The sequence below is a fragment of the Dehalobacter sp. MCB1 genome (assembly GCF_003590275.1).
Classification (GTDB): domain Bacteria; phylum Bacillota; class Desulfitobacteriia; order Desulfitobacteriales; family Syntrophobotulaceae; genus Dehalobacter.
On the sequence record NZ_LXPC01000015.1, the window covers coordinates 111,369 to 133,178 of the forward strand.

Consider the following 21,810-nt stretch of genomic DNA (forward strand, 5'->3'; position numbering starts at 1 on the left):
TTTACAAAATAATTGCCAGCTTTACATCTTTCTGATATAAAAGAATAAACAGATGTTTTGAGAGGAACGCTATGATGACACTATCCTTTACAGAACTCAGTTCCCACGTTGTTACCATTCTATATGGTATCAATATCTTACTGGCCTGTACCGTTATTTTTTTAGAAAGAAGAAATCCAACCTCCACCTTGGCCTGGATTCTTGTTTTATTTTTGTTCCCCGCCGGTGGAGCGATTCTATATTTTATGTTTTCTCAGAATCTGACACGCAAAAAAATGTTCCAGCTTGGAGCGGAGGAACATTTGAAATATGCTGCGCTTTTAAACAAAGAAATTGAAGATCTTCAGTCCGGAAGATTGACCTTTAATGACCCAGCGATGGAAAACTACAAAGATATGATCCTACTGCATCAGATTCAGAGCCAGGCACTCTTTTCCCAGGACAATAGCGTAGAAATATTTACAAACGGCAGAAAAAAATTCGAAGACCTTTTCCGCACGATCCTCGAAGCCAAAGACCATATTCACGTTCTGTATTTTATTATTAAAAGAGATTCGTTGGGGCTGCAATTAATTAAAATTCTGACAGTAAAAGCCCAAGAAGGAGTTCAAGTTAGGCTGCTAGTTGATTCTTTCGGTAACAAACTACGGAAAGATGATTTCCAGCCACTGATCGATGCCGGCGGAAGGGTTGAAAAATTTTTCCCTTCGTTTCTGAGTTATATTAACCTGAGACTCAATTACAGAAACCACCGTAAACTAGCGGTTATCGACGGTCAAATTGGTTATATTGGCGGCTTCAATGTCGGTAATGAATACATCAACCTCAAGAAAAAAATGGGTTATTGGCGTGATACTCACCTCAAAATAACAGGCACAGCCGTTCATAGTATGCAGACGAGATTCCTACTCGACTGGAAAGTTGCTTCAGGTGAAAAAATTAAGCATTCGACGAAGTATTACCCAGAACCAGCAATCATCGGGACAAGCGGTATTCAGATCGTCTCCTCGGGTCCGGATTCTCCCCATGAAGAAATCAAGCAGGGTTATATCAAAATGATCAACTCTGCTAAGAAATCCATTTATATTCACACGCCTTATTTTGTACCTGACTCCAGTATTCTCGAAGTTCTGAAAATTGCCGCACTGTCCGGTGTTGATGTAAAAATAATGATCCCAAACAAACCGGATCATATTTTTGTCTACTGGGCAACGTATTCCTTTGTCGGGGAACTGATTAAAGCAGGGGCCAAGATCTATATCTACAATAATGGTTTTCTACACTCGAAAACCATCGTGGTCGATAAAAAAATAGCCTCTGTCGGTACAGCGAATTTTGACATCAGAAGTTTCCGACTAAATTTCGAAGTTAATGCATTTATTTACGATGTCGGCATTTCCGAAAATCTCTGCAAAGTTTATGATGAAGATCTGCTCTTCTGTACCGAACTAACGCCCGAAAAATATGCGAAGCGCTCCAGTCTGATCAAGTTTAAGGAATCCATTTCTCGACTTCTGGCGCCGGTACTATAGCGAAGTATAAAGATATGTTCTTACTAGTAGCAAGCTGGCTGAACTAAACAAGGTCAGCCAGCTTGGCATCCGTCAGTTTGACGAGTTCTGCCGGATCGATTTTCACCTGCATCCCAATTTTTCCCGCACTAATCATGATGTAATCATATTCCGAGGCCATCTCCTCAAGATAGGTCGGAAAATCCTTTTTCATCCCGATTGGGGAACAGCCGCCGTGAATATAGCCCGTGAGCGGTAAAAGTTCTTTAGATTTAAGCATCTCTATATTTTTATCCCCGGCTGCCTCGGCTGCTTTTTTTAAATCCAGCTCGCAATTTCCAGGGATAACGAAAACATTGATTCCCGTTGTTTTTCCGGTTGTAACAAGCGTTTTAAATACCCGGTCCGGGTCATATCCCATCTTCCGAGCTACGGATATAGCGTCAATCAGTCCGTCATCCACTTCATACTTATAGACTTCATGCCGGATTTCTTTTGATTCGAGGGTCCTTATGACGTTTGTTTTTTGATTTACTGCCATTATTCCTCATCCATGCGTTATAATATCATCATTTATTGGCGTTAATGATTATTGATCACATTCGGTCTTTGCCAGACATTTTTCGCAATAACCATAAAATTTAACACGGTGGTCAATCACTTTAAATTTATTCTTCTTCAGAATGTTTTCTTCAATTGTTCCGAGCAAATCTTCCTCAACTTCTTTAATAGCCCCGCACTCCAGACAAATCAAATGATGGTGCCGGTGTTCCTCGTCATCTTTCACGATATCGTACCTACGGGATCCATCTTCAAAATCAACACCGTAAATCAGTCCCATCGCTTCCAATAGTGACAACGTCCTGTAGACGGTAGCAACACCAATTTCGGGGAATCTATTACGTACAAGTTCAAAAATTTCCTGACTGTTCAGGTGCTTTCCCCGGTTTTCCGTTACTACCTCAAAAACATACTGTCTTTGATTGGTAAATTTATAGCCTTTTTCCTTTAAGAGCTGGTTAAACTCTTTGACTACCATAAGAAAACACTCCGTTCTTTCTGTTCTATTCAGATTTTACCATATCTTTCAACAAAAACAACTGTGCGATCAGGCCTTTATTCAGCAGGGCTTTTTTTCTGTCCTAAAAACAAAAAACCGGTCAAAAAACCGGCTAACAATCTAAATCTGTGGTAGATTTCATAATTCGACAAATCTAGGGCGATTATTAGATTCTTACATATACTTTATTTTAAAATTTAATTTTATTTAGTTATTAAATATTTTTGAAGTTTTCTGTATGAATTTTTTAGTCTATTCGCGTTAAGCAGATTTTTGAACCAGATAAGGATACAGTTTCAGATATGCAAAGCTGTATACCCTCGTGGTGTATTCGGTAAGTGCCAGGCTTTTATCCGCAATTGTAGTTACCCAGGCTTCATAACTTCTTGGCAGTCCAACGGGGAACATATGATTGGAAATAATATCCTGTTCTTTTTTATTCAGTTCAAAGTATTTTTGCGCGTTTTTCACCGCAACCTTCGGATGATTGCGTGAATGCCGGTAGCTTTCCGCTAGCAAGTTCTTGTTTTTTCTTTTCTTAAATTTGTATAAGTAGAAATCGTGTAGAAGTGCTCCTCTGATCGTCGAAATGACATCAAGTCTGAACTTCATGGCAATCTTATAAGATAGATAAGCAACGTCCAGAGAGTGCTCAAAGACTGAGCCATGGTGATGCGGGATGACTCTCATTTTTTGGTATTCATCATGCTCGATAATGGGTCTGGCTACTGTAAGAAAATAATCATCATACTTTAATAATAATTTTTCCATGATTGCTCCTAACTTAGTTAACTAAAACTTATTATATTAGAAACAAATCATAGTTTCAAGGTTTTTTTACAATTTAATGGTGATTTTGTTATATTTCTTTAATATTATTTGGTACAACGTTATACTATTTTCAAGTAATTACAATTAAACATTTAGCATCAGAATTTTTAGCGTCTTTATTTTCTGATATAAATCACACCAATTGTCTTTTGGCCACAGTGACTGGAAATCACGCAGCCTGCATTAGTAATCAAAATTTCTTTATGTGGATAAATGTCCTGCAGCGCGTACTTCAAATAGATGGCTTCCTCTTCACTTCCCAGGGAATGGGTGATGAAAATTCGTTTTGAGTCTACAGAATCCCGCCTAGCATTCTCTATCAATTTATCTAAGGCCTTTTTCTTTTCCCCGCGGACTTTATCAACAACAAGCATTTTTCCATTTTCTACACCGATGGTCGGCCGGATCTTTAGGACACTCCCCATTAGATTCTGCAGAACATTGCACCTACCGCCTTTATAAAGGTATTCCAACGTATCGATGACAAAGCTCACGTGGACCTTAGCAACTAAATCCCGGATCTTTACCGAAACTTCTTCTGCCTGGAGCCCCTGCTGGGCATATTCAGCGGCTGTAATGACCAAAGCCCCTATGCCTGTAGACAGGTTTTGCGAATCAATTATCCAGATTCTTCCCTGCGGAAATTCCGAAGCAGCAAGGACAGCATTTTGGTAAGATGAGGACATCTGAGCAGAAATGGTGATCACAATAATATCCTGCTCCTGATCAAAACATCCCCGAAAACATTCTGCATATGCGTACGGTGTAGGAGCTGCAGTTTTCGGAAGCAACTTTTTTTCTTCAACGAGCTGAAAAAGCCTTGCCGGGATTAAGTCTACGCCATCCCGGTAAGTTTCTTCTCCAAAATCAACGTGCAGCGGAACAACATCAATATCATATTCTTGAAGTAATTCTGCTGAAAGGTCATTGGTACTGTCGGTTATGATCTTAACCTTCCGCATTCACACCACTCCTAAACATTAATAACCTGGCTTTTTATACAACAGGCTTTCTTTGGCCAGGATGTCGGTATTATAAACCTCTTCGGTCCATTTTTGTTTGGCTATTTCTTCAAAAGAAACTGAAATATTCTTATCGGGAATTCCCATTATTTCTGTCATTGCCTCGGCCATTTTGTCGGCTAAGGCTATTTTTTGTTCGTCACTTCGGCCGGGCCATAATTTTACAATGATATGCGGCATGATGAACTCCCCTTTGAAATAAATTTTATATAATTATCGATCATACTCTAAGTTATAACACAAATCTTAAAACTCGCATAGAATATTTGTTATTTTTTGGTGATACACTATTCTTTATCTTCGTTCGAGTATTCCGGCCCAAATATTCCTGGTCATTCCTATCACAATTTTAAATCGTCGAATGCCCGATCAGTTTCCGTGTTCATTGAATTCAGAAGTCCTTCCGCCTTTTCCTTCAGTTTTTCCGGGATATAGATTTCCACACCGAAATTGGTCATCCCCATATAGATCCGAAGATAGTCCCCAGCTTCATTATACTTTTTATAGAAGGGAATCCCTTCAGAATCAAGGATTGATCCAATAATATCCGCCTCAATTTCATTTGCAGCTTCAGTAATTAATATCCATCTTTCTAGTTCAACATTATCATCTTGTTCATTGGGTTCCTTCATTTGTATCCTTCCTTTCCAAAATAAATTTATATCGGTATATTTTTCATTATGATTAAATCAAATAGCGTAATCGGATTGAGTAACCCAATTTTTTAATCAGATCGTAGTATCTATCTTATCTTTTAATAATCTTAGACGGTAGCCATTCATAGCCGTATCGCCTAGTTCTCCGAGCAGTCGGTAATTCGCTACTGCACCGACGAAGGCCCCGATGACGGGTACCAGCTGTAAAAGCTTGGCAAGATCTATATAATCTCTGTATTCCTGCTGAAAAGTGCGCCAATCAACTGTTTCCATTGAAATCGGGTGCCTGTAAATGTATTCATCCCAGTCCGAAATTCTTTGAAAGACCTGCATCCGTTTCTCTCTACTGGAAAAAGCTAGCTGAAACAGGTGAAGGATATATAGTCTTTCCCTTAAATCTTTGACATCATATCCATAAATGCTTGCCATTTCAAATAAGAACTTAATCTTGATGCTTAAGAGCAGAGGAAAATCCGCAAGTCCAAGTAAAATACCGCCTGCTCCTGTGCCTGCCCCTTCCAGACTGGCCGTTTTTTTGTAGACACTGATTTTAGCCCAAGCAAGTCTGTCCCGTTCCTTCAGGTCAATATTTTTAAGCGCTTCCCTTGTCGTAAATTCAGATCCTGTCAAAACAGCTCTCACCATATTTTTGATCGCAGCTGTGATGATCTCATGGGCTTTGTCCGGAATCAGCCTGTTCGTTCTGTTCTGAATATTTTTTGCTACCCTGTCGGTCAGTGATGCGTTCCTGGTCATTTTCCTTTGCCATTTTTTCAATTCTGCGAGTACCTTCATATCATATGCTTCCACCGGCGTAACTCCTTCGTCGCTTATCTATAAAACTATTTTACTCGATTGCCGGATCATTGGATATTTTTATTTCATCTGCTAAAGATAATACTGTAAGATTTAAAAATTATTCACTTTCAGGAGGATAAACCGATGAAAAATTATTCAATAGATTTTCAAAGGATGCCTCAGTCTTACTGGATAACTTCGACACCTCGGACAGATTATCCAGCCCTGAATGAGGACATTGAAGCCGACATTGCCATCATCGGCGGTGGAATTGTAGGGATTACTTCGGCTTTTCTCTTAAAGAAGGAAGGTTATAAGGTTGCTGTCCTTGAGGCTGACCGAATTCTTCAGGGTACAACGGGCCATACGACCGCCAAAATTACTTCCCAGCATTCCTTAATCTATGCAAAAATGCAGAAAAAATTTGGGGAAGAAAAAGCCCTGCAGTATGCACAAGCCAATGAAACTGCTCTAAAATTTATTGCCGGCCTTGTCCAAGATAACAACATAGACTGTGATTTTTTACGGCAAAATGCCTATATTTTTACACAGCAGGATCGCTATATTCCGGAAATCATGGAAGAAGCCAAAATCGCTGAGAATTTCGGCATCAAAGCTTCTTTCCTGCGGGAAATTCCTCTCCCGCTCCCGATTAAAGGCGCTGTTCGTTTTGATGACCAGGCTCAGTTTCATCCGCGAAAATATTTGCTCGCACTCGCTAAGGAAATACCTAGAAAGGGAAGTCATATTTTTGAACAAACCAAAGCTGTTGACATTCAGCAAGGCACCCCATGTTTAGTGCTCACCGATAACGGGCCAAGAATTGCTGCATCAAAGGTGATTATTGCGTCTCATTACCCTTATTATGAGGCTATGGGTTTATTTTTCACGAGACTCTATCCCGAACGTTCTTATGCTTTAGGTGTCAGAATCAAAGGAGATTATCCCGGAGGCATGTATATTTCTGCTGAAGACCCGACCCGTTCCCTACGTTCTCAACACGACAAGAAAAACAATCTGGTAATTGTTGGCGGCGAACATCACAAGACAGGTCAGGGAGAAGATACCCGCAATCATTACCTAAAACTCAGAGATTTTGCCAGGCAGCTTTTTGAGGTTGAGGATATCCCATACTGGTGGTCCACACAGGATTATACAACGATGGATGAAATCCCTTATATCGGTAATCTCACATCCGATACACCTGATGTCTACGTCGCCACAGGGTTTGGCAAATGGGGAATGACCACAGGTACGGCCGCCGCTCTTATTTTCCGGGATCTGATCCTGAACGGCTACAGCCCCTGGATGGATATTTATTCCCCTTCCCGCTTTACACCGATCGCCTCAGCTAAAAATTTCGTCCAAGAAAACCTGAATGTTGCCAAACACCTGCTTTCTGGCAAACTATCATCCATCCCGGGCACAGCGGAAATCCTCAAAGGCGAAGGCAAAATCATTAAATATGACGGCCAACGAGCAGGTGCCTATCGTGACCGGCAAGGGGCCCTGCATATTGTCGACACAACCTGCACCCATCTCGGATGTGAATTGCAGTGGAATTCAGCTGAAACATCCTGGGACTGTCCCTGCCATGGATCCCGTTTTACCTATGAGGGTGAGATCATTGACAGTCCTGCGCAAAATAAATTAGAGCACATTCAGGAAGGCGAACAACAATCGTCTGGCCAGGAGTTTTAAGAGCCAAATATCTCTCGGCAAATCTCTGCTAGTCGACCAAAGATATTCCCTTAAAGATCTGGCCAACAATATTCTCATTCCCTGCAATCAGGGATATCCCTCTCTTTTTCTCCAGAAGCACAACTTTTCCGCCTGCTTCCTCGACAAGCAGAATGCCTGCGGCAACATCCCAGGGACTTAAGTTAAGTTCCCAATAACCATCAATAATACCTGCGGCCACATTGGCAAGGTCATAGGCGGCGGAGCCGATTCTGCGTATCCCTCTCGATCTGGGTACAAAGTATACGAAATAGTTCGTATTGTTATCCGGATTTTCAGACTGGTCGTACGGGAACCCGGTCGAAAGCAAACATTCCTTCAACCTGGATTTAGCGGCAACGGTTATTTTTTTGCCGTTTAAGCTGGCTCCCTGACCACGCACTGCTTCAAAAAGCAGATCCAGCATCGGCATATAAACAACGCCTAGCACCGTTTCTTTCCTGTATTGAAGTGCAACCGATACTGCAAAGACCGGCAGCCCCTGCGCGTAATTCGTCGTTCCATCCAGCGGATCAATAATCCATAAATACTCCGAAACATTATTCTGATGAACTCCGGATTCCTCGGACAAAATGCTGTGGGCGGGGTATTTGGCTTGAATCGCTTTCAGAAAATAGTTTTCCGAAAGCTTATCGACCTCCGTCACCAAATCTACTTCCGTGGACTTCGTTTCAATAAAAAGATTTTTTTTACGGAAATCTTTTTTCTGAAGATTACCAACTTCTCTGACCCAGGTTTTAACATCACTTAAAATATTTTCAAGGTCCGACATGTCTGCCTCCTATAATGGTCGAATGACCGTGTTTATTCAGAGAGCAATATTGATTTCATCAAGCTGATATCGTCGCTTTGTACATTGTTTTTACCCATCTCCTTGGCATTCAGCAATAGGGTGTCAACACGCTGCACGAAACTGTCTCTGCCTTCTTCCTTGCGCCAAGAATCTACTCCGAAACTGCAGGTTAGATGGCCGGAAGTGAAATCATAGTCTGATATTCTCTTTCTTATTCTTTCCGTTATTTCTACAGCCTCACCCTTATTGGTATTCGGTAGCAGAATAACGAATTCCTCTCCCCCCCAGCGGGCAAAGATATCTGTTTCTCTTATCATTCCTTTGACCAGGTCCGTAACCTCCGTCAGAACCTTATCCCCAGTTAAATGTCCAAAGCAATCATTAATTTTCTTAAAATAGTCAATGTCGAAGATCATAAGTGAAAGATCACAAGAATATCTTTTCGCATAGGAGATCCATTTATCAAGCTCATCATCAAATTTCAGCCTGTTATAGATCCCGGTTAAAGGATCTCTAATGGACAGTTGAATCAGATCTCTGCCGTTTAGGAAATGAATTCTTTTAAAAAGGTGAGTCCTAAATGAAGCGGTGCTGCTCAGGGCCGTAACTAATAAGATATAAAAAATTACTGCGGAAAAATCCGAAGCTTCCATTTGCTCCAAAAAATAGATCGAAGCAGCAAAAAAAGTGACCCCAGCAAATACGGAGACCATAATCATATTGATCCAACGGTTCGGGACTAAACAAACCGCTAAAATAATCGCGATAATACCAAAGGCTTGAATAAAGAAATCCGGAGATTCATATTGACAGAAGACAAAAATAAATACAACGGATGCCATTATTTCATAAAGCGTAACCCAGAAACACAACGTTGAATACTTTTTTATGGATTTCATTCTGAAATAAAATATACCTATCAGGACCAAATAGGTTGTTCTTACCAAAAATATCAATTGAAATGCTTTCAGGTTCTTCACAAAAAAGAAGTCCGGAATAATAAAGAGGAAATACAAGATTCCCAGAAAAAGTACGATTGGCCGGAGATACTTAAATAGAATAATAAACTCAGACGCTTCGTACTCCTTCTCTAATTTTTTATCTGCAAATTCGCCAAAACGGTTGATCCTGCCAGTTTGGTTTTTCTTCATTGTTTTCCCTCTTTTACTCTCTACTGTCCATAATTTTCCGTGATCCACTGGTGAAGCAAATTAGCCTGCACAGGAGAAATCAATTTGGGCTTACCAATACTGACTACGCAAAAAGCAATCTTCGCAGCCTCTTCGACAAGCTGTGCATTGGCCAGGGCTTTATCAAGCGTCGATCCTACCGTCAACTGACCATGATTGCTCAGCAATACGGCATTTAGCTTGCCTAGTGCCTGGATCGTAGCCCCAGCCAGCTCCTCGGAACCCATTGGGAAAAAAGGAGCTGTTTCAAGTTTTCCACCCAGCACCGCAGCCATTTCGGCCAGTACGAGCGGAAAAGGCTCCTCCACACAGGCCCAAGCTGTAGCATAACAAGAATGGGTATGACAAACGCCGCATACATCTGGTCTTTTCTGGTAGGCAAGACAATGCATTCCGCTTTCGATCGAAGGTTTTCGGCTGCCATCGATTACGATCCGCTCCGTATTCATCACAATAATGTCTTCCGGTTTGACCACAGAATAATCCATTCCACTTGGGGTTATACATACATAGCCTGTTTCAGGATCCCGTATACTGAAGTTTCCCATGGTCCGCATAATTAACCCGGACTGAAGGGCCTGTCCGGCAATATCAATAACCTGTTTTCTTTGTTCTTCCAAAAGCATGGTCTTTGACCCCCGAGCTTAAACATTTTCAGCTATTTTATAAATTAATTCTTCCGTTTTCTCCCATCCCAGACAGGCATCGGTAATGGACTTTCCATAGATATTCTCTCCGATCTCCTGCCTGCCTTCTACCAGATAGCTTTCAATCATTAGTCCCTTGATCATTTTATTCAGCAGCGGATCATAGGTTCTGCTCGTAAGGACTTCCCTGGCAATCCGAGGCTGTTCATAGAAGCGCTTCATCGAATTGGCATGGTTGGTATCCACAATGATTGTTGGATTGGCCAGTTGAAGTTTTTCATATTCGTAGGCGGCATAGATTAAATCTTCATAATGATAATTCGGAATATTTCTGCCGGACGAATCTACAGCGCCTCTTAGGATTGCATGGGCAAGCGGATTGCCGGATGTTTCTATTTCCCAGCCGTTATAGATAAAATGATGCCCTTGTTGGGCGGCATAAATCGAATTCAGCATAACTGTTATGTCTCCGCTCGTCGGGTTTTTCATGCCGACCGGTGTACATACCCCGCTGACGGTTAAGCGGTGCTGCTGGTTCTCCACAGAGCGCGCGCCAACTGCAATGTATCCTAAAACATCGAGAAGATACGTGTAGTTTTCCGGATAAAGCATTTCATCAGCTGCCGGCATATGAAATTCCGACAGGGCTCGGATATGGAGCTTACGAATTGCGATAATCCCCTCGCATAAATCAGGATCTTTGCTCGGGTCGGGCTGATGAACCATCCCTTTATAGCCTTCACCCGTAGTACGGGGCTTGTTGGTATAGATCCGCGGAATAATCAATATTCTTTCCTTGACTTTTTCCTGCACTACAGCGAGCTTTCCAATATATTCACATACCGAATCCTCATTATCTGCGGAACATGGCCCGATGATCAGAATAAACCGGTTATCCTTGTTTTCTAAAATATTGCTGATCTGCTCGTCCCTGGCCTGTTTTATTTTTTTTATATGTTCAGGTAAAGGTATCTGTTCAATAATTTCCTCGGCCGTTGGTATTTTTTTGATAAATTTCATATTCATTCTATATAATCTCCTCTTGTATCATCATTCACCGAGAATGCCGGTAAATCGGATAAGTCTGAATCGAACCGATCCTAGTGTGATAATATTGACTATCTATTAGGAATTATAGTACATTCTGCTCCTTTTTACATCCATTAATTTGCATAGAGATCTTCGAGGTCTTTTGAATACGCTAGAATGTTCCTAGTCCTTGAGATCAAAGGATTGCGTTAAGGCCCATTCCGTTACAACCTTTGCCTGAACTTCTACTTCGATCTCCGCTTGCCGGAAGGCCTTCCGCCAGTCAGTCTCAACTTCTTTCCAGGCTGACGGCTCATAACGGTGCAAGTGCTGCATTAAACCCAAAAAATCCGAGTCATATTCACGAGCTTTCGAAATGCTCTTTAACGCTTTCACTCGAACACTTTCTGCGGCTGCTGCTTCTATTTTGCTGACATCTTTTGTAGTGATTTGAAAATTAGCGGTTTCAGGAATCGCTCCGAGCGTTTGGATTGTTATTCGAAACACTGGTTTCCCATTCACCCATTTTGCTTTAATTTTATGCTTGGACGCCCCTACGTGGTAAGTGATCATCTGTGAGCCATATCCAAACTCAAATGGCATTATCCCGTCTTTTAAATCTTGCGTCAGAAACAAGTATCCTGTAGACTCATCCTTGTCCAGCCAGCCAATAAGTTTGTCACTTCGAAATACGCCAAAGCCTTCAATAAGTAGACTATTGCTTTGATTCCCATTATTCCATTTAATCTGCGGCAGCACCGGATCCCGGTCAGGGCTAAGGAGCCATTGACAAAATTCGAGAAGGGTAACCCCTCTTGAAACCCCCGTACGAAGCGCAATCTCCTCCTGTTTTTTTATCTGCTTAAAAAGATTCGATACAAGTACCGGCTTGGCCTGAAGAAAAGACCCAGCATTTCCTTTGGTCACAAATAACAATTGGTTGGGTCTGCTTTCAGGAAAACGCAGAAGGTTTTCCGCCACCTTGGCCGTCGCGGTCTTAGCCAAATTTTCCCCATAAATAGTAAATATTACATGGCTGCTGGTCTGCAAACGCGGCAGCTGTTTATTTAAATCCGTTATGCTTTCCATAAATGTTTTAGCTTCCCCTTTATACACTAGATCTGCAGATTTGCTGGAAGACGCACCACCGTCTGAATTACTGGAGCTTGGTGGACTAATGATTAACCATTGACCCACATACTTCTCCTGACCTTTTTCTGAGGAGTAATCGATTGCCCCGCCGGTCAGCATAGCCAAATCCTCAACCTCATTTCTGCTCCAACAGCCTGAAAGGGTAAGCAAACTCAACATCAAAAGAATCATCCGGGCATATCTTTTTGCTTTTGATATCACTGCATGCAGCCTCCTTTTTTCTTTCTGATTAATGTAATAGCAAGCAGCAGTAATGGCAGTACAACTTCAAATAACAAAGATATGGACGGCCAGTATTTTGCCAGGAATTCCAGCAGCGCCATGGTGTTAGGTACAAGGAACGTTGCCCCTGAGAATACGATGACCATCACTGAAGCGGCAATAAGTTTGGGGTGCTTTCTGCTGACTGACTGTCTGGCTGCAAGTATCGTTACATAAAAAAGCAAAGAGGATTTGACCATGATCCCGGTCAGCCATAACGGCAATACCAATAATTCTATACGTTGAATGTAATTCCCGTATTCAATTGTTTTGACAGTAAACCATATCGGGAAAATCATTTGATCGGCTACATCCGCCCCTAAGACAGTCAGTACAGCCAGCGATCCGAAAGTCAACAAAAGCATTGTGCTAATAACCGCGTAGGATGCCTTCTTCAGCGCTTCCTGAGGTTTGTTCATCAGAGGGATCAACATCAGCAATACGGCAATCTCGCCATACCATTGAACCGGTATCCATATATTCTGCATCACCGGACTGATCCCGTCTTCCAAAATAGGAAGCAGACTGCTTGGATCTGCTTTCGGAATCGCCAAAATACAGGCCATTAGATAAGCAAATACAAATAGAGGCAGGATGAACTGGTTCATCCGCGCAATCACTTCAATCCCTTTTTGCGCAGAATACCAGCAAATAAGTACAAATACCAAATTAATGGGAATACCCGGCGTTCCAAATAAAGCGGATACGGTTAGAAATTCCGAAGTTTCCCTGACAACGAGGATATTCAGGACAGTAAAAAATAGGATATAGGAAACAGCCAGCGCCTTGCCTCCGATTTTCCCTACAATGAGCGGCAGATATTCTGCTATTGTAAGTCCCGGAAACCGCTGTGCCAGCTTGGCCGAAATGATCAATACGCCAAAAGAAGATATCCCTGCCCCTAGGCTCACCAGCCAGGCATTTTGTTTGCCTGTTGTCGCAGTTAATCCAGGAATAAACAGGATTGCGGTTGAGGTCATCACAATAAACAGCAGCATCGCGGTTTGCGTACCAGATATTCGTTTCTTATCTATTTTTTATTCCCCCTCTTGAGTTTCTCCTTCAACTGATTAGCATCGCTGCGCAGAGGTTTCTTGTCTCCGAAGAACCTGGGTCGGGTAAACATCGCCCACCAGGGCACCCGGATAACGGTATCTTTCAGATCCCGCGATGTCAGCGGCGCTATGGGCGACAAATACGGTACCCCAAAAGAACGCAGACTGCAAAGGTGGGTAAGCAGAATCATCAGCCCAAAGATAATTCCCACAATTCCAAAAACACCAGCCATGATAATTAAGCCAAAACGGATGATCCGAATACTGGTCCCGACATTGTAATCCGGGAACGTAAATGAAGCAATCGCTGTCAGACCGACAACTACCACTGAAGTCGGACTGACAATCCCGGCATCGACTGCGGCCTGCCCGATCACCAAACCTCCTACCGTACTGACTGCCTGGCCGACAGTTCTCGGCAATCGCACACCGGCCTCACGCAGAAGTTCAAAAACCAGTTCCATTAAAAATATTTCCACAGAAATGGGCAGCGGCAGATTTTCCCTGGCTCCAGCTACCGTGTTTAGAAGGGATATCGGAATAAGCGTCTGATTGATAGAAAACGCTGCAACTGTAATCGCAGGAACTAGTAAAGCGATATTGATTGCGATGAAACGGCCTATTCGTGCAAAAGAACCAAACAGCGCACTGTAATAATAATCCTCAGAGGCCTGTATCAATGCTATAAAAGTACACGGAACAATTAATACCGAGGGTGAATTGTCGACGATAATGGCAATTCTGCCTTCAAACAGCGAAGCTGCCGCCTTGTCCGGCCGTTCTGTATACTGTACAAGTGGAAACAGACTGATTGGCTCATCGGAAATAAATTCTTCAATATAGCTGCTGTCCAGAACGTTATCGATCGTGATGTCTTCAATACGCGATTTAACTTCAGCTACAACCTTTTCGTTCGCTACTCCCTGAATGTAGCAAATATTTACCTTTGTTTTGGACAACGTTCCCACTGTCATGTTCTCGGCCTTCAGACGGCTGGTCCGGATCCTGCGTCTCAAAAGACTTAAGTTTGTTCCGATATTTTCCACGAAACCATCCCTAGGCCCGCGAATGTTTGGTTCGGTCGTCGGCTCATTGATCTGTCTGATGTTATAGCCCTGGACAGAAGCTTTAATGCCAATCGGGTACCCGTCTATAATCAGGACGATATTGTCCTCCAGCACAGCGTCTGCTGCTTCGGAGACCAGAGACAACGTATCAGCTTTGTAATTCGTCAGCAGATGCTGAAGGATAATGTCGGGTATGTCACCGGTGTTTGTTCCGAGACTCGTATCCATACTAATCTCTGTGTTCTTCCTGGGATCTTTTTTTGTTTGGAAATCCTTTTCCCTTACAGAAACCTCTAGCATGATCGGCTTTAAAATGGCGTCGTTAATTATCTCGGGCTTACACAGGCTTTCTGAGTAAACAATAAACGCTTTGATTTTTTTTGTAAAATGCAGCTGGAATTCTCTGAAAGAAATATCGGAACATTTTTCAAAAATTTTATTCAAGGCTTGCCGGTTGTCCCCAATCTTACTTGACAACTGCTCGCCGGTATGGGACCGTTCATCAAGCAGAGGTTTTTCCTTCGCTATGTTTTTACTAAGTATTTTAGTGATAAGCTGGTTAAACACCCTGGCATCTACCGTCCAAATTTAAGTATTCTATCCTGATTAGTTTGGCTATTAATACGATTTTTACTCTGATCCAAAGATAGATACCAGCAGGCAATCTTCGAATAACAGATAAATCAATAAAACATAAGAAACGAGGGCTCAACAGAACTTAAGTCCTGCTGCGCCCTCGCCAAAAATCCGTTATTTTACTCTTCTTCCCTGAAATATTCCATGCTTGTTTTTTTCAATTCAGCATGACTGAACAGCATCTCATACTGTTGTAAGCCTGTAACCTTAGAAATTCTCTCCATTGTTTTCCTACACTCCGAAGGTGAATGCCCATGGATCATCGTAAATAGATTATACGGCCAATCCGGAAGTTCAGGTCGTTGGTAGCAATGGCTTACTTCCTTAAAGGCGGCCATGATGTGACCGGTTTCTTCAATCTGCGCTTCCGGAACAACCCATACCCCCATCGCATTTGAAGTAAATCCTGCCTTCCGGTGGTACAGAATGGCGCCAAAACGTCGTAGCACCCCGTCACGCTTATAGTCCTGAATTTTTGCCCGGATACTTCCTTCTGACCATCCCAATCTAGAAGCTGTCTCAGAGAAAGGACAAAGCGACGGAGCCAAATCACCCTGCAAAATCCGGATTAAAACCTTATCCTCCTCCCCGACCTGAAAAGCAGACCGTCCTTCCTGAGACGAATACCCGGTATTCGCCATGGGCAGCTTCTTTCCTGTACTCTTTTCCAGGTCAAACAGCACACCTATCTTGAACAACCGGATAGCGGGAAGGCTGTATACTTCGGGACTTCCCAAAATATGTATTGCCTGTTCCAAAATTTGCATCAACCCGTCCTGTGACCGGGATATGACTGTAAACCACATATTGTAACGATGATCCCGCAGATAATTATGTGTAACCCCAGGAACTTCCTGCAGAAAATCCGCAAGAACAGATATTTTTTCTTCCGGGACCTTTGCCGCGCAAAGTGTGCTGAAATACCCTAAACGGCGAGAATCAAAGACGCCGCCTATCCGCCGGATCATTCCTTTCTGCCGGAACTGGTTAACCCGCTGCCATGTTTCTTCTTCGTTTAGCCCCAGCATTTCTCCCAAAACCTGATAAGGACGTTCCTCAACCGGGAAGGCCGCCTGGATTCTGGTCAGCAAAATCCGGTCCTTTGTCTCCATTTAGCAACTGACCCCCTTGCGTCCGTGGTATAGACACCAGGGCTCTTCAGCCATGTAGTCACCGTTTTCATAAAAAGCAGCACGAGCCCGGCAGCCTCCGCAGACTTTTTTATACCCGCAGCTACCGCACCCTCCTTTATACGCCAGCGTGCGCAGTTCTTGCAAAACCGAATTACTGCGCCATATTTCATCAAAAGGTGTTTTCCGGACATCACCGAGAGGCAGATTCAAATACGCACAGGGCTGCACCTGCCCCCTCGGGCTGATAATACAATATGCTGTTCCGGCCAGACAGCCACGGCTGAACCGAGTGTTTACCCCCATCTGTTTGGCAATTCGCATAAACTGCGGTGCACAGGTTGGTTTCAGTTCAATATCAACGGTTTGCTGCTTCTTCATGATCCTGGTCAGCACTTCTTCGTAAGCTTCCGCCCTTAAAGACTCTTCTTCTATAGACACTGCCCGGCCTGTCGGCACCAGAAAGAAAAAATGATGTGCCACTGCTCCCTCCCGAACCGCAAAATCCGTAAGTGTTTCCAGTTCATGTGCATTCCAGTCCATCACTGTTGTATGCACCTGGAAAGGAAGCCCCACCGCCATGCAATTGCGCATACCTTGCACAGCCTGGTTCCAGGCTCCGGGATAGCGGCGGAAATCATCCTGCTTTTTTGGATCCATTGAATCAAGGGAGATTCCCATCCCCATGGCGCCGGATTTTTTAAGCTTTGCGGCAAGATCTTCCGTCAACAAAGAACCATTGGTTCCGAAGACAGGCCGTAACCCAAGCTCTTTGGCATAGGCGACTAGTTCAACAATATCTGGGCGCATGAGTGGTTCACCGCCGCTAAAAATCATTATCTTAAACCCTGCTTTGGCGATTTGTTCCAGCAGTGTCCTGGCCTCAGCCGTGTTGAGTTCCTCCTCGGCTCGGCATCCGGAATCGCGGTAACAGTGATCACAATACATGTTGCAGGCATTTGTCGTATTCCAAGAGACAATCATATTTTTCTTCCTTTCCTAGTCCGAGGTTAACAAGGCATAAACCTCAATTATTAATCGTCGTTTTTTTTCCAATCTCTTCGTCAGTCAAGTAACAGGCTGGATCAGATTCCCAAAAATCACCTGTCACAGCCTCTGCCCTGGTACGGAAATTACCGTTACAGAAATCCAAATATCGGCACTCGGCGCATCGCCCTTTGAGAAGCGATTTACGGTCTTTCAAACCTGCCAGCACTGGTTGGCTCAAGTCAGTCCAGATATCTCCAAATTTTCTTTCCCGGACATTACCAAACGAGATATGCTGCGTAAACTGGTCCGGATGTACATACCCTGAAGGATCAACCTCTCCGAACGCAATCCCGGAACGGTTACCGCCATTGCAGCCTATGAGTGTCTTTATTTTCCCCGCTCTGGCCGGATCTTCACATAAAGCCCGCAAATAGAGATAAACACCATCGGCGTGGTTATCAACTGTCAGGATTTCCTTGTGCAGTCCGCGTTTTTCAAAGTCTCTTGTTCTGCGGATAATAGTATCGAGCGCCTGTCTCGACTCTTCGGGAGTAATATCGTCAGTAACCATTTGCTTACCCCGTCCAGAGTATACTAAATGATAAAAACAAACACGGTCAATTTTTTCTGCTTCAATAAAATCAAAGATACGATCCAGTTCCTCATAATTATGACGGTTAATCGTAAAGCGAAGACCAACGCGCTGGCCCGCCTCCACACAGTTCCGGATCCCTCTCATAGCAGCCGCAAAAGCCCCTTCTCTGCCCCTAAACTTGTCATTCACGGCTCTCAGACCGTCAAGGGATACCCCAACATAACCTACGCCGATTTCTTTGATTCGCCGGGCAGCTTCCGGTGTTATCAACGTACCGTTCGTAGATAAAGTTGGTCTGATTCCTTTCTGAGCCGTATAGGCGGCAAGCTCGAAAAAATCTGGCCGCATCAAAGGCTCTCCACCTGAAAAAAGCAAAACAGGAACGTGAAATTCCGCTAAATCATCGATAAAACGCTTGGCTTCTTCCGTTGTCAGTTCTCCGTTATATTTTTGCGAATCTGAGTCCATGTAGCAATGGACGCACTGCAAATTGCAGGTTCGGGTCGAATTCCAGACAACCACCGGTCCTGAATCACCTGTTGCTCCGTTTCTGGTCCCATGGGCATGCTTACTATAGCGCAGGGAATCTCCAAAATATTCAGTATCAAATAACAGCTTCGTAACACTAATCATGTTTATTCCCCCAACTGTTTCAATTAAAATAAAACCTTTACTTATAAAAGGTACCACGGATCTTCCCTTTGATAATTCTCTGATAATTAATGCTTTTGGGACAATGAGGATGCTTAACTCTTCGTACAATTATACAGCATAAAATCAAAAATGGATAATGTAAGTTACACTAATATAATTTTAAGAATTAATGTCTATATTATCAGTAGAAACCTTTATTTTCAAAATAAATATAGGTCTACAAAATAATTAACGCCCTAAAAGGCAAAAAAGGAGAAATATCTTTTATGAAACAACAAAAAAAATCTCAGGCAAGAAAAAAGCTCCCCAGAAGTTCTATTTTCATGTATATTGCATCTGCTTTTATAGCTGTTATCGCTGTTGCACTTTTAGTCAATAATGTTTTGTATTTCAACAACACTATTTCGCAGTATACCACGCAAGGTTATCCATATGAAATGGTCGCCAAGGAATTAATTCCCGGTCAGCTGCTCCCCGGAATCTTCCAGCCGCTTAGCATTCTCGGCATTGCTGTAATTCTGTATGGTGCAGGTCTTATCAATCAAAAAATTACAGGATACTTCCGGTCATGTTCCAACAGTGAAACCGTGATCCATGCTGAACCCGCAATGGTAGATGCAAAAACCGTTAATACTGCAGACGAAGAAATTGTATCTAAGGACCAGGCTGAATCGTCTGTTGCAGTACCCGAGCAAATTGAATCTCAAATTGTGGAAATACAAGACGACCAAGACAGCACCGACAGCAAGGACAACACGGATAAATAGAATCTCACACAAAAAAATTGTATTAAGACAAATCTTAAGCCTATGGCGTTGTGCCATAGGCTTTATGCTTATATTTTAGAACTTCATCAACAGTTAGATAATAAGCAGACTTTCTTAAGAGGTAAATTTTGACGGCAAAAAATACCATTCTAAAAAGTCAAGAATAAGTGCATTCTAAATAAAAAAGGAGTACTTAAAATGCTAGAAATAGGCAAAAGCAAAGATACAATCATAATTGGCCTTCTAGGGGGGTTAATTGGGACGATTGCTATGGATGTATCTAATTTATTAATTTTTAAGTCAGGAAAAACCGAGACGTTATATGGTCATATAGCAGGTGGATTATTTGTAGCTCCGTATAGAACAAAAAGACGTGAGAATTTCATATTAGGTCAATTGGCACATTTAGGTATAGGCTCATTGTGGGGAATTCCCTTAGTTTATACACTTAAAAAAACGGGTAAAGATCATTACTTAATAAAAGGAGCCGTCATTTCCATGCTTTCTTTGGGCACGCTTATAGGTGGGCAAAAAGCCGGTTACTTAAAAAAATTTCGTTTAACGAAAACCTTTTATTCAGCAATCTGGAATCATCTTCTTCATGGTTTAGTTTCTGCCCAGACCATTGTAATGTTAGCAAACCCAACTATAATCAAAAAAACAAAGGCCCATGAGAAGAATGCATCCTAATCAAAGCATTTACTATCATTCCTTGGCTACCTATGAACCCGGATTGGATACCTCAGTGAATCCTCAGCTCCTGATCCAACCTTTCCGCCCATATCTCTTCGAGAAGCTGAAGGTCTTCTTCAAATTCCTTCATGGTCTGGGTATCTTTCATTTCAATTTCTTCCAGAATATCAAACTTAAACGCCTTGGCCCCATATTTATTCCATTCCTGCAGAAGTTTTGTCAGCACACAAGAACCGGTATCTTTGGAAAAATCAAAACGGTTCTGAAAACGCCTGACATTAACAGCGCTTTGCAGAACATATCTGCCGTTTTTGTTATTGGTAATCATATAAACTCCACCGGAAGTTTTCCGTTCCTTATATTCATTGCGGAGCTCCCTTTTCCGATCGGATGTACCCGTCATCGTCTAATACCCCATTTCCTTCAGCAGCTTGGAAAGCGTACTCAGACGTTCTCCAATTAATTCATCGTCATTGCTGAGTACTTGCCTGAACAGCTTGATGTCTCCTTCAATCATCGGATTATCGGTACACACGGCTACAGTCATTGCATCTCCCTGCAACCCTATCCTGTCAATGACGGGTTTCTCAGGATCATACATTTTTTCATATCGGTAGGCCTCACGGAAATGAAGTGTCGATCTGCAAATCAGGATCGCAAGATCGATCACACGGTGAAGTGGAAGCTCCTCGGACTGTCTCGACCATTTTTCTCCGGTGAACCGCCAGACCTTTGCGGATATCTCCAGCTTCCCCCTGTCATTCCACTGAGCCAGCCCCAGGGATAATCCTTTGGCGTCAGAATCATAGGCATTTCTGCCGTCAATCCGTTCATAGTCTTCCGATACAATCACAGGTTTATGTTTGAGCGTCGTCGGAATCTTCATACGTTACCTCTCCAATTTAGCAAAAATTTTATTTTGTTATTTCTTTTATATCAGCTCATCTACTAAATTACTAAATTAGTAGATTACAATAGGAAGATTATCACATTATACAATCTTTGTCAAAAAAATACGCCATACAGGCACAGTGGTCACAAATATTTCAACGTCCATAACTGGACCAGTGTGGTATTGCGGCACACAGATCTACCCTCATACTATTTAAAAGAAGGCTTTAACAGCCTTCTTTTACACTCTATTGTAATTGATAACCGCATTTGTCACGGTTACTACGGAAATCAACTCATCCTTTTCATCAAGCATTTCAATCAACCAGACATGAGATGTCTTTCCCTGATGCAGCAGTCTGCCTTTCGCAAGGATATAGCCTTCTATGTTTTTTGCTTTCATATGATTTGCCGTAATATTTTGGCCCACAGCAACCTGACTATTGTCCAGCAGCTGGTTGGAGGCATATCCTGCAGCCGATTCTCCCAAAGCAATGGTTGCCCCGCCATGCAATATGCCATAAGGCTGGCTATGAAAAGCCGTTAAATTCATCTTGGCTTCAAACGTATTGTCCTTATACTGTATATATTCAATATTTAGGTAATCCATCAGGTATTTCTGGTTCTCCATCAAGTGGCCCT

Annotated in this window: 24 protein-coding genes; 4 read left to right on the forward strand and 20 right to left on the reverse strand. The window is 42.6% G+C overall.

Features of this window, described 5'->3' with window-relative positions; genetic code table 11:
• Positions 1-74 precede the first annotated feature (74 nt).
• Positions 75-1,532 carry a cardiolipin synthase gene (gene cls, locus A7K50_RS11930; RefSeq protein WP_119776531.1) on the forward strand — a complete coding sequence of 486 codons (1,458 nt, stop codon included), beginning with the start codon at positions 75-77 and terminating at the stop codon, positions 1,530-1,532.
• Positions 1,533-1,575: 43 nt separating this feature from the next.
• On the opposite strand, the gene ybaK is transcribed toward cls, so the two are convergent.
• The 7 genes from ybaK to A7K50_RS11965 all read right to left on the reverse strand — a co-directional run bounded on the left by ybaK (position 1,576) and on the right by A7K50_RS11965 (position 5,890).
• Positions 1,576-2,052 (reverse strand): Cys-tRNA(Pro) deacylase, encoded by a 477-nt coding sequence (gene ybaK, locus A7K50_RS11935; protein WP_119776492.1) that lies wholly within the window; start codon positions 2,050-2,052, stop codon positions 1,576-1,578.
• 48 nt (positions 2,053-2,100) lie between these two features.
• The gene (locus tag A7K50_RS11940) at positions 2,101-2,550 is read right to left on the reverse strand and encodes a Fur family transcriptional regulator (protein WP_020490998.1); all 450 of its coding nucleotides are present in this window, start codon (positions 2,548-2,550) and stop codon (positions 2,101-2,103) included.
• Positions 2,551-2,832: 282 nt separating this feature from the next.
• Positions 2,833-3,342 carry an HD domain-containing protein gene (locus tag A7K50_RS11945; protein WP_020490999.1) on the reverse strand — a complete coding sequence of 170 codons (510 nt, stop codon included), beginning with the start codon at positions 3,340-3,342 and terminating at the stop codon, positions 2,833-2,835.
• Positions 3,343-3,518: 176 nt separating this feature from the next.
• Positions 3,519-4,364: a DegV family protein gene (locus A7K50_RS11950; protein ID WP_119776494.1), complete on the reverse strand. Its 846-nt coding sequence runs from the start codon at positions 4,362-4,364 to the stop codon at positions 3,519-3,521.
• Positions 4,365-4,382: 18 nt separating this feature from the next.
• Positions 4,383-4,604 (reverse strand): tautomerase family protein, encoded by a 222-nt coding sequence (locus A7K50_RS11955; protein WP_119776496.1) that lies wholly within the window; start codon positions 4,602-4,604, stop codon positions 4,383-4,385.
• Positions 4,605-4,765: 161 nt separating this feature from the next.
• Positions 4,766-5,056, reverse strand: a complete 291-nt coding sequence (locus tag A7K50_RS11960) for a DUF2007 domain-containing protein (protein ID WP_119776497.1) — start codon at positions 5,054-5,056, stop codon at positions 4,766-4,768.
• A 96-nt stretch (positions 5,057-5,152) separates the two neighbouring features.
• Positions 5,153-5,890: an EcsC family protein gene (locus A7K50_RS11965; RefSeq protein WP_119776499.1), complete on the reverse strand. Its 738-nt coding sequence runs from the start codon at positions 5,888-5,890 to the stop codon at positions 5,153-5,155.
• 132 nt (positions 5,891-6,022) lie between these two features.
• On the opposite strand from A7K50_RS11965, the gene A7K50_RS11970 reads away from it, so the two are divergent.
• A complete protein-coding gene (locus tag A7K50_RS11970) occupies positions 6,023-7,579 on the forward strand; it encodes an FAD-dependent oxidoreductase (protein WP_119776501.1) in 1,557 nt (518 codons plus the stop codon).
• A 28-nt stretch (positions 7,580-7,607) separates the two neighbouring features.
• Here the strand turns inward: A7K50_RS11970 and A7K50_RS11975 are convergent, their stop codons facing one another.
• The 10 genes from A7K50_RS11975 to nirJ1 form a co-directional block, all read right to left on the reverse strand.
• Positions 7,608-8,390, reverse strand: a complete 783-nt coding sequence (locus tag A7K50_RS11975) for an inositol monophosphatase family protein (RefSeq protein ID WP_119776502.1) — start codon at positions 8,388-8,390, stop codon at positions 7,608-7,610.
• Between the two features lie 32 nt (positions 8,391-8,422).
• Entirely contained in the window at positions 8,423-9,562 is a 1,140-nt protein-coding gene (locus A7K50_RS11980; RefSeq protein ID WP_119776504.1) for a GGDEF domain-containing protein, read from the reverse strand.
• 20 nt (positions 9,563-9,582) lie between these two features.
• Entirely contained in the window at positions 9,583-10,227 is a 645-nt protein-coding gene (locus tag A7K50_RS11985; RefSeq protein ID WP_119776506.1) for a class II aldolase/adducin family protein, read from the reverse strand.
• 18 nt (positions 10,228-10,245) lie between these two features.
• Positions 10,246-11,274, reverse strand: coding sequence for a 3-deoxy-7-phosphoheptulonate synthase (locus tag A7K50_RS11990; RefSeq protein ID WP_119776507.1), 1,029 nt, complete (start codon positions 11,272-11,274; stop codon positions 10,246-10,248).
• 186 nt (positions 11,275-11,460) lie between these two features.
• The gene (locus tag A7K50_RS11995; protein WP_119776509.1) at positions 11,461-12,630 is read right to left on the reverse strand and encodes a Ger(x)C family spore germination protein; all 1,170 of its coding nucleotides are present in this window, start codon (positions 12,628-12,630) and stop codon (positions 11,461-11,463) included.
• Positions 12,627-13,724 (reverse strand): endospore germination permease, encoded by a 1,098-nt coding sequence (locus tag A7K50_RS12000; protein WP_348980875.1) that lies wholly within the window; start codon positions 13,722-13,724, stop codon positions 12,627-12,629. Before A7K50_RS12000 ends, A7K50_RS11995 begins: the two co-directional genes overlap by 4 nt.
• Complete coding sequence (locus A7K50_RS12005; RefSeq protein ID WP_119776513.1) at positions 13,721-15,379, reverse strand: spore germination protein; 1,659 nt, start codon at positions 15,377-15,379, stop codon at positions 13,721-13,723. Before A7K50_RS12005 ends, A7K50_RS12000 begins: the two co-directional genes overlap by 4 nt.
• Positions 15,380-15,567: 188 nt before the next feature.
• Entirely contained in the window at positions 15,568-16,560 is a 993-nt protein-coding gene (locus A7K50_RS12010) for an Lrp/AsnC family transcriptional regulator (protein WP_020491012.1), read from the reverse strand.
• Positions 16,561-17,562, reverse strand: coding sequence for a putative heme d1 biosynthesis radical SAM protein NirJ2 (gene nirJ2, locus A7K50_RS12015; RefSeq protein ID WP_020491013.1), 1,002 nt, complete (start codon positions 17,560-17,562; stop codon positions 16,561-16,563).
• 43 nt (positions 17,563-17,605) lie between these two features.
• Positions 17,606-18,796: a putative heme d1 biosynthesis radical SAM protein NirJ1 gene (gene nirJ1, locus A7K50_RS12020; protein ID WP_026156181.1), complete on the reverse strand. Its 1,191-nt coding sequence runs from the start codon at positions 18,794-18,796 to the stop codon at positions 17,606-17,608.
• Between the two features lie 287 nt (positions 18,797-19,083).
• Here nirJ1 and A7K50_RS12025 point away from each other — a divergent pair, with 287 nt between their 5' ends.
• Both A7K50_RS12025 and A7K50_RS12030 read left to right on the forward strand, forming a co-directional pair.
• On the forward strand, positions 19,084-19,584 hold the full coding sequence (locus tag A7K50_RS12025; protein WP_020491015.1) for a hypothetical protein: 501 nt from the start codon (positions 19,084-19,086) through the stop codon (positions 19,582-19,584).
• A gap of 198 nt (positions 19,585-19,782) precedes the next feature.
• Positions 19,783-20,274, forward strand: coding sequence for a hypothetical protein (locus A7K50_RS12030; RefSeq protein WP_083916688.1), 492 nt, complete (start codon positions 19,783-19,785; stop codon positions 20,272-20,274).
• Positions 20,275-20,326: 52 nt separating this feature from the next.
• Here A7K50_RS12030 and A7K50_RS12035 read toward each other — a convergent pair whose 3' ends face one another.
• The 3 genes from A7K50_RS12035 to A7K50_RS12045 all read right to left on the reverse strand — a co-directional run bounded on the left by A7K50_RS12035 (position 20,327) and on the right by A7K50_RS12045 (position 21,799).
• Positions 20,327-20,680 (reverse strand): GIY-YIG nuclease family protein, encoded by a 354-nt coding sequence (locus A7K50_RS12035; RefSeq protein WP_020491016.1) that lies wholly within the window; start codon positions 20,678-20,680, stop codon positions 20,327-20,329.
• Between the two features lie 3 nt (positions 20,681-20,683).
• The gene (locus A7K50_RS12040) at positions 20,684-21,163 is read right to left on the reverse strand and encodes a DUF6530 family protein (RefSeq protein ID WP_015043096.1); all 480 of its coding nucleotides are present in this window, start codon (positions 21,161-21,163) and stop codon (positions 20,684-20,686) included.
• Between the two features lie 246 nt (positions 21,164-21,409).
• On the reverse strand, positions 21,410-21,799 hold the full coding sequence (locus tag A7K50_RS12045; protein WP_020491017.1) for a PaaI family thioesterase: 390 nt from the start codon (positions 21,797-21,799) through the stop codon (positions 21,410-21,412).
• Positions 21,800-21,810 lie beyond the last annotated feature (11 nt).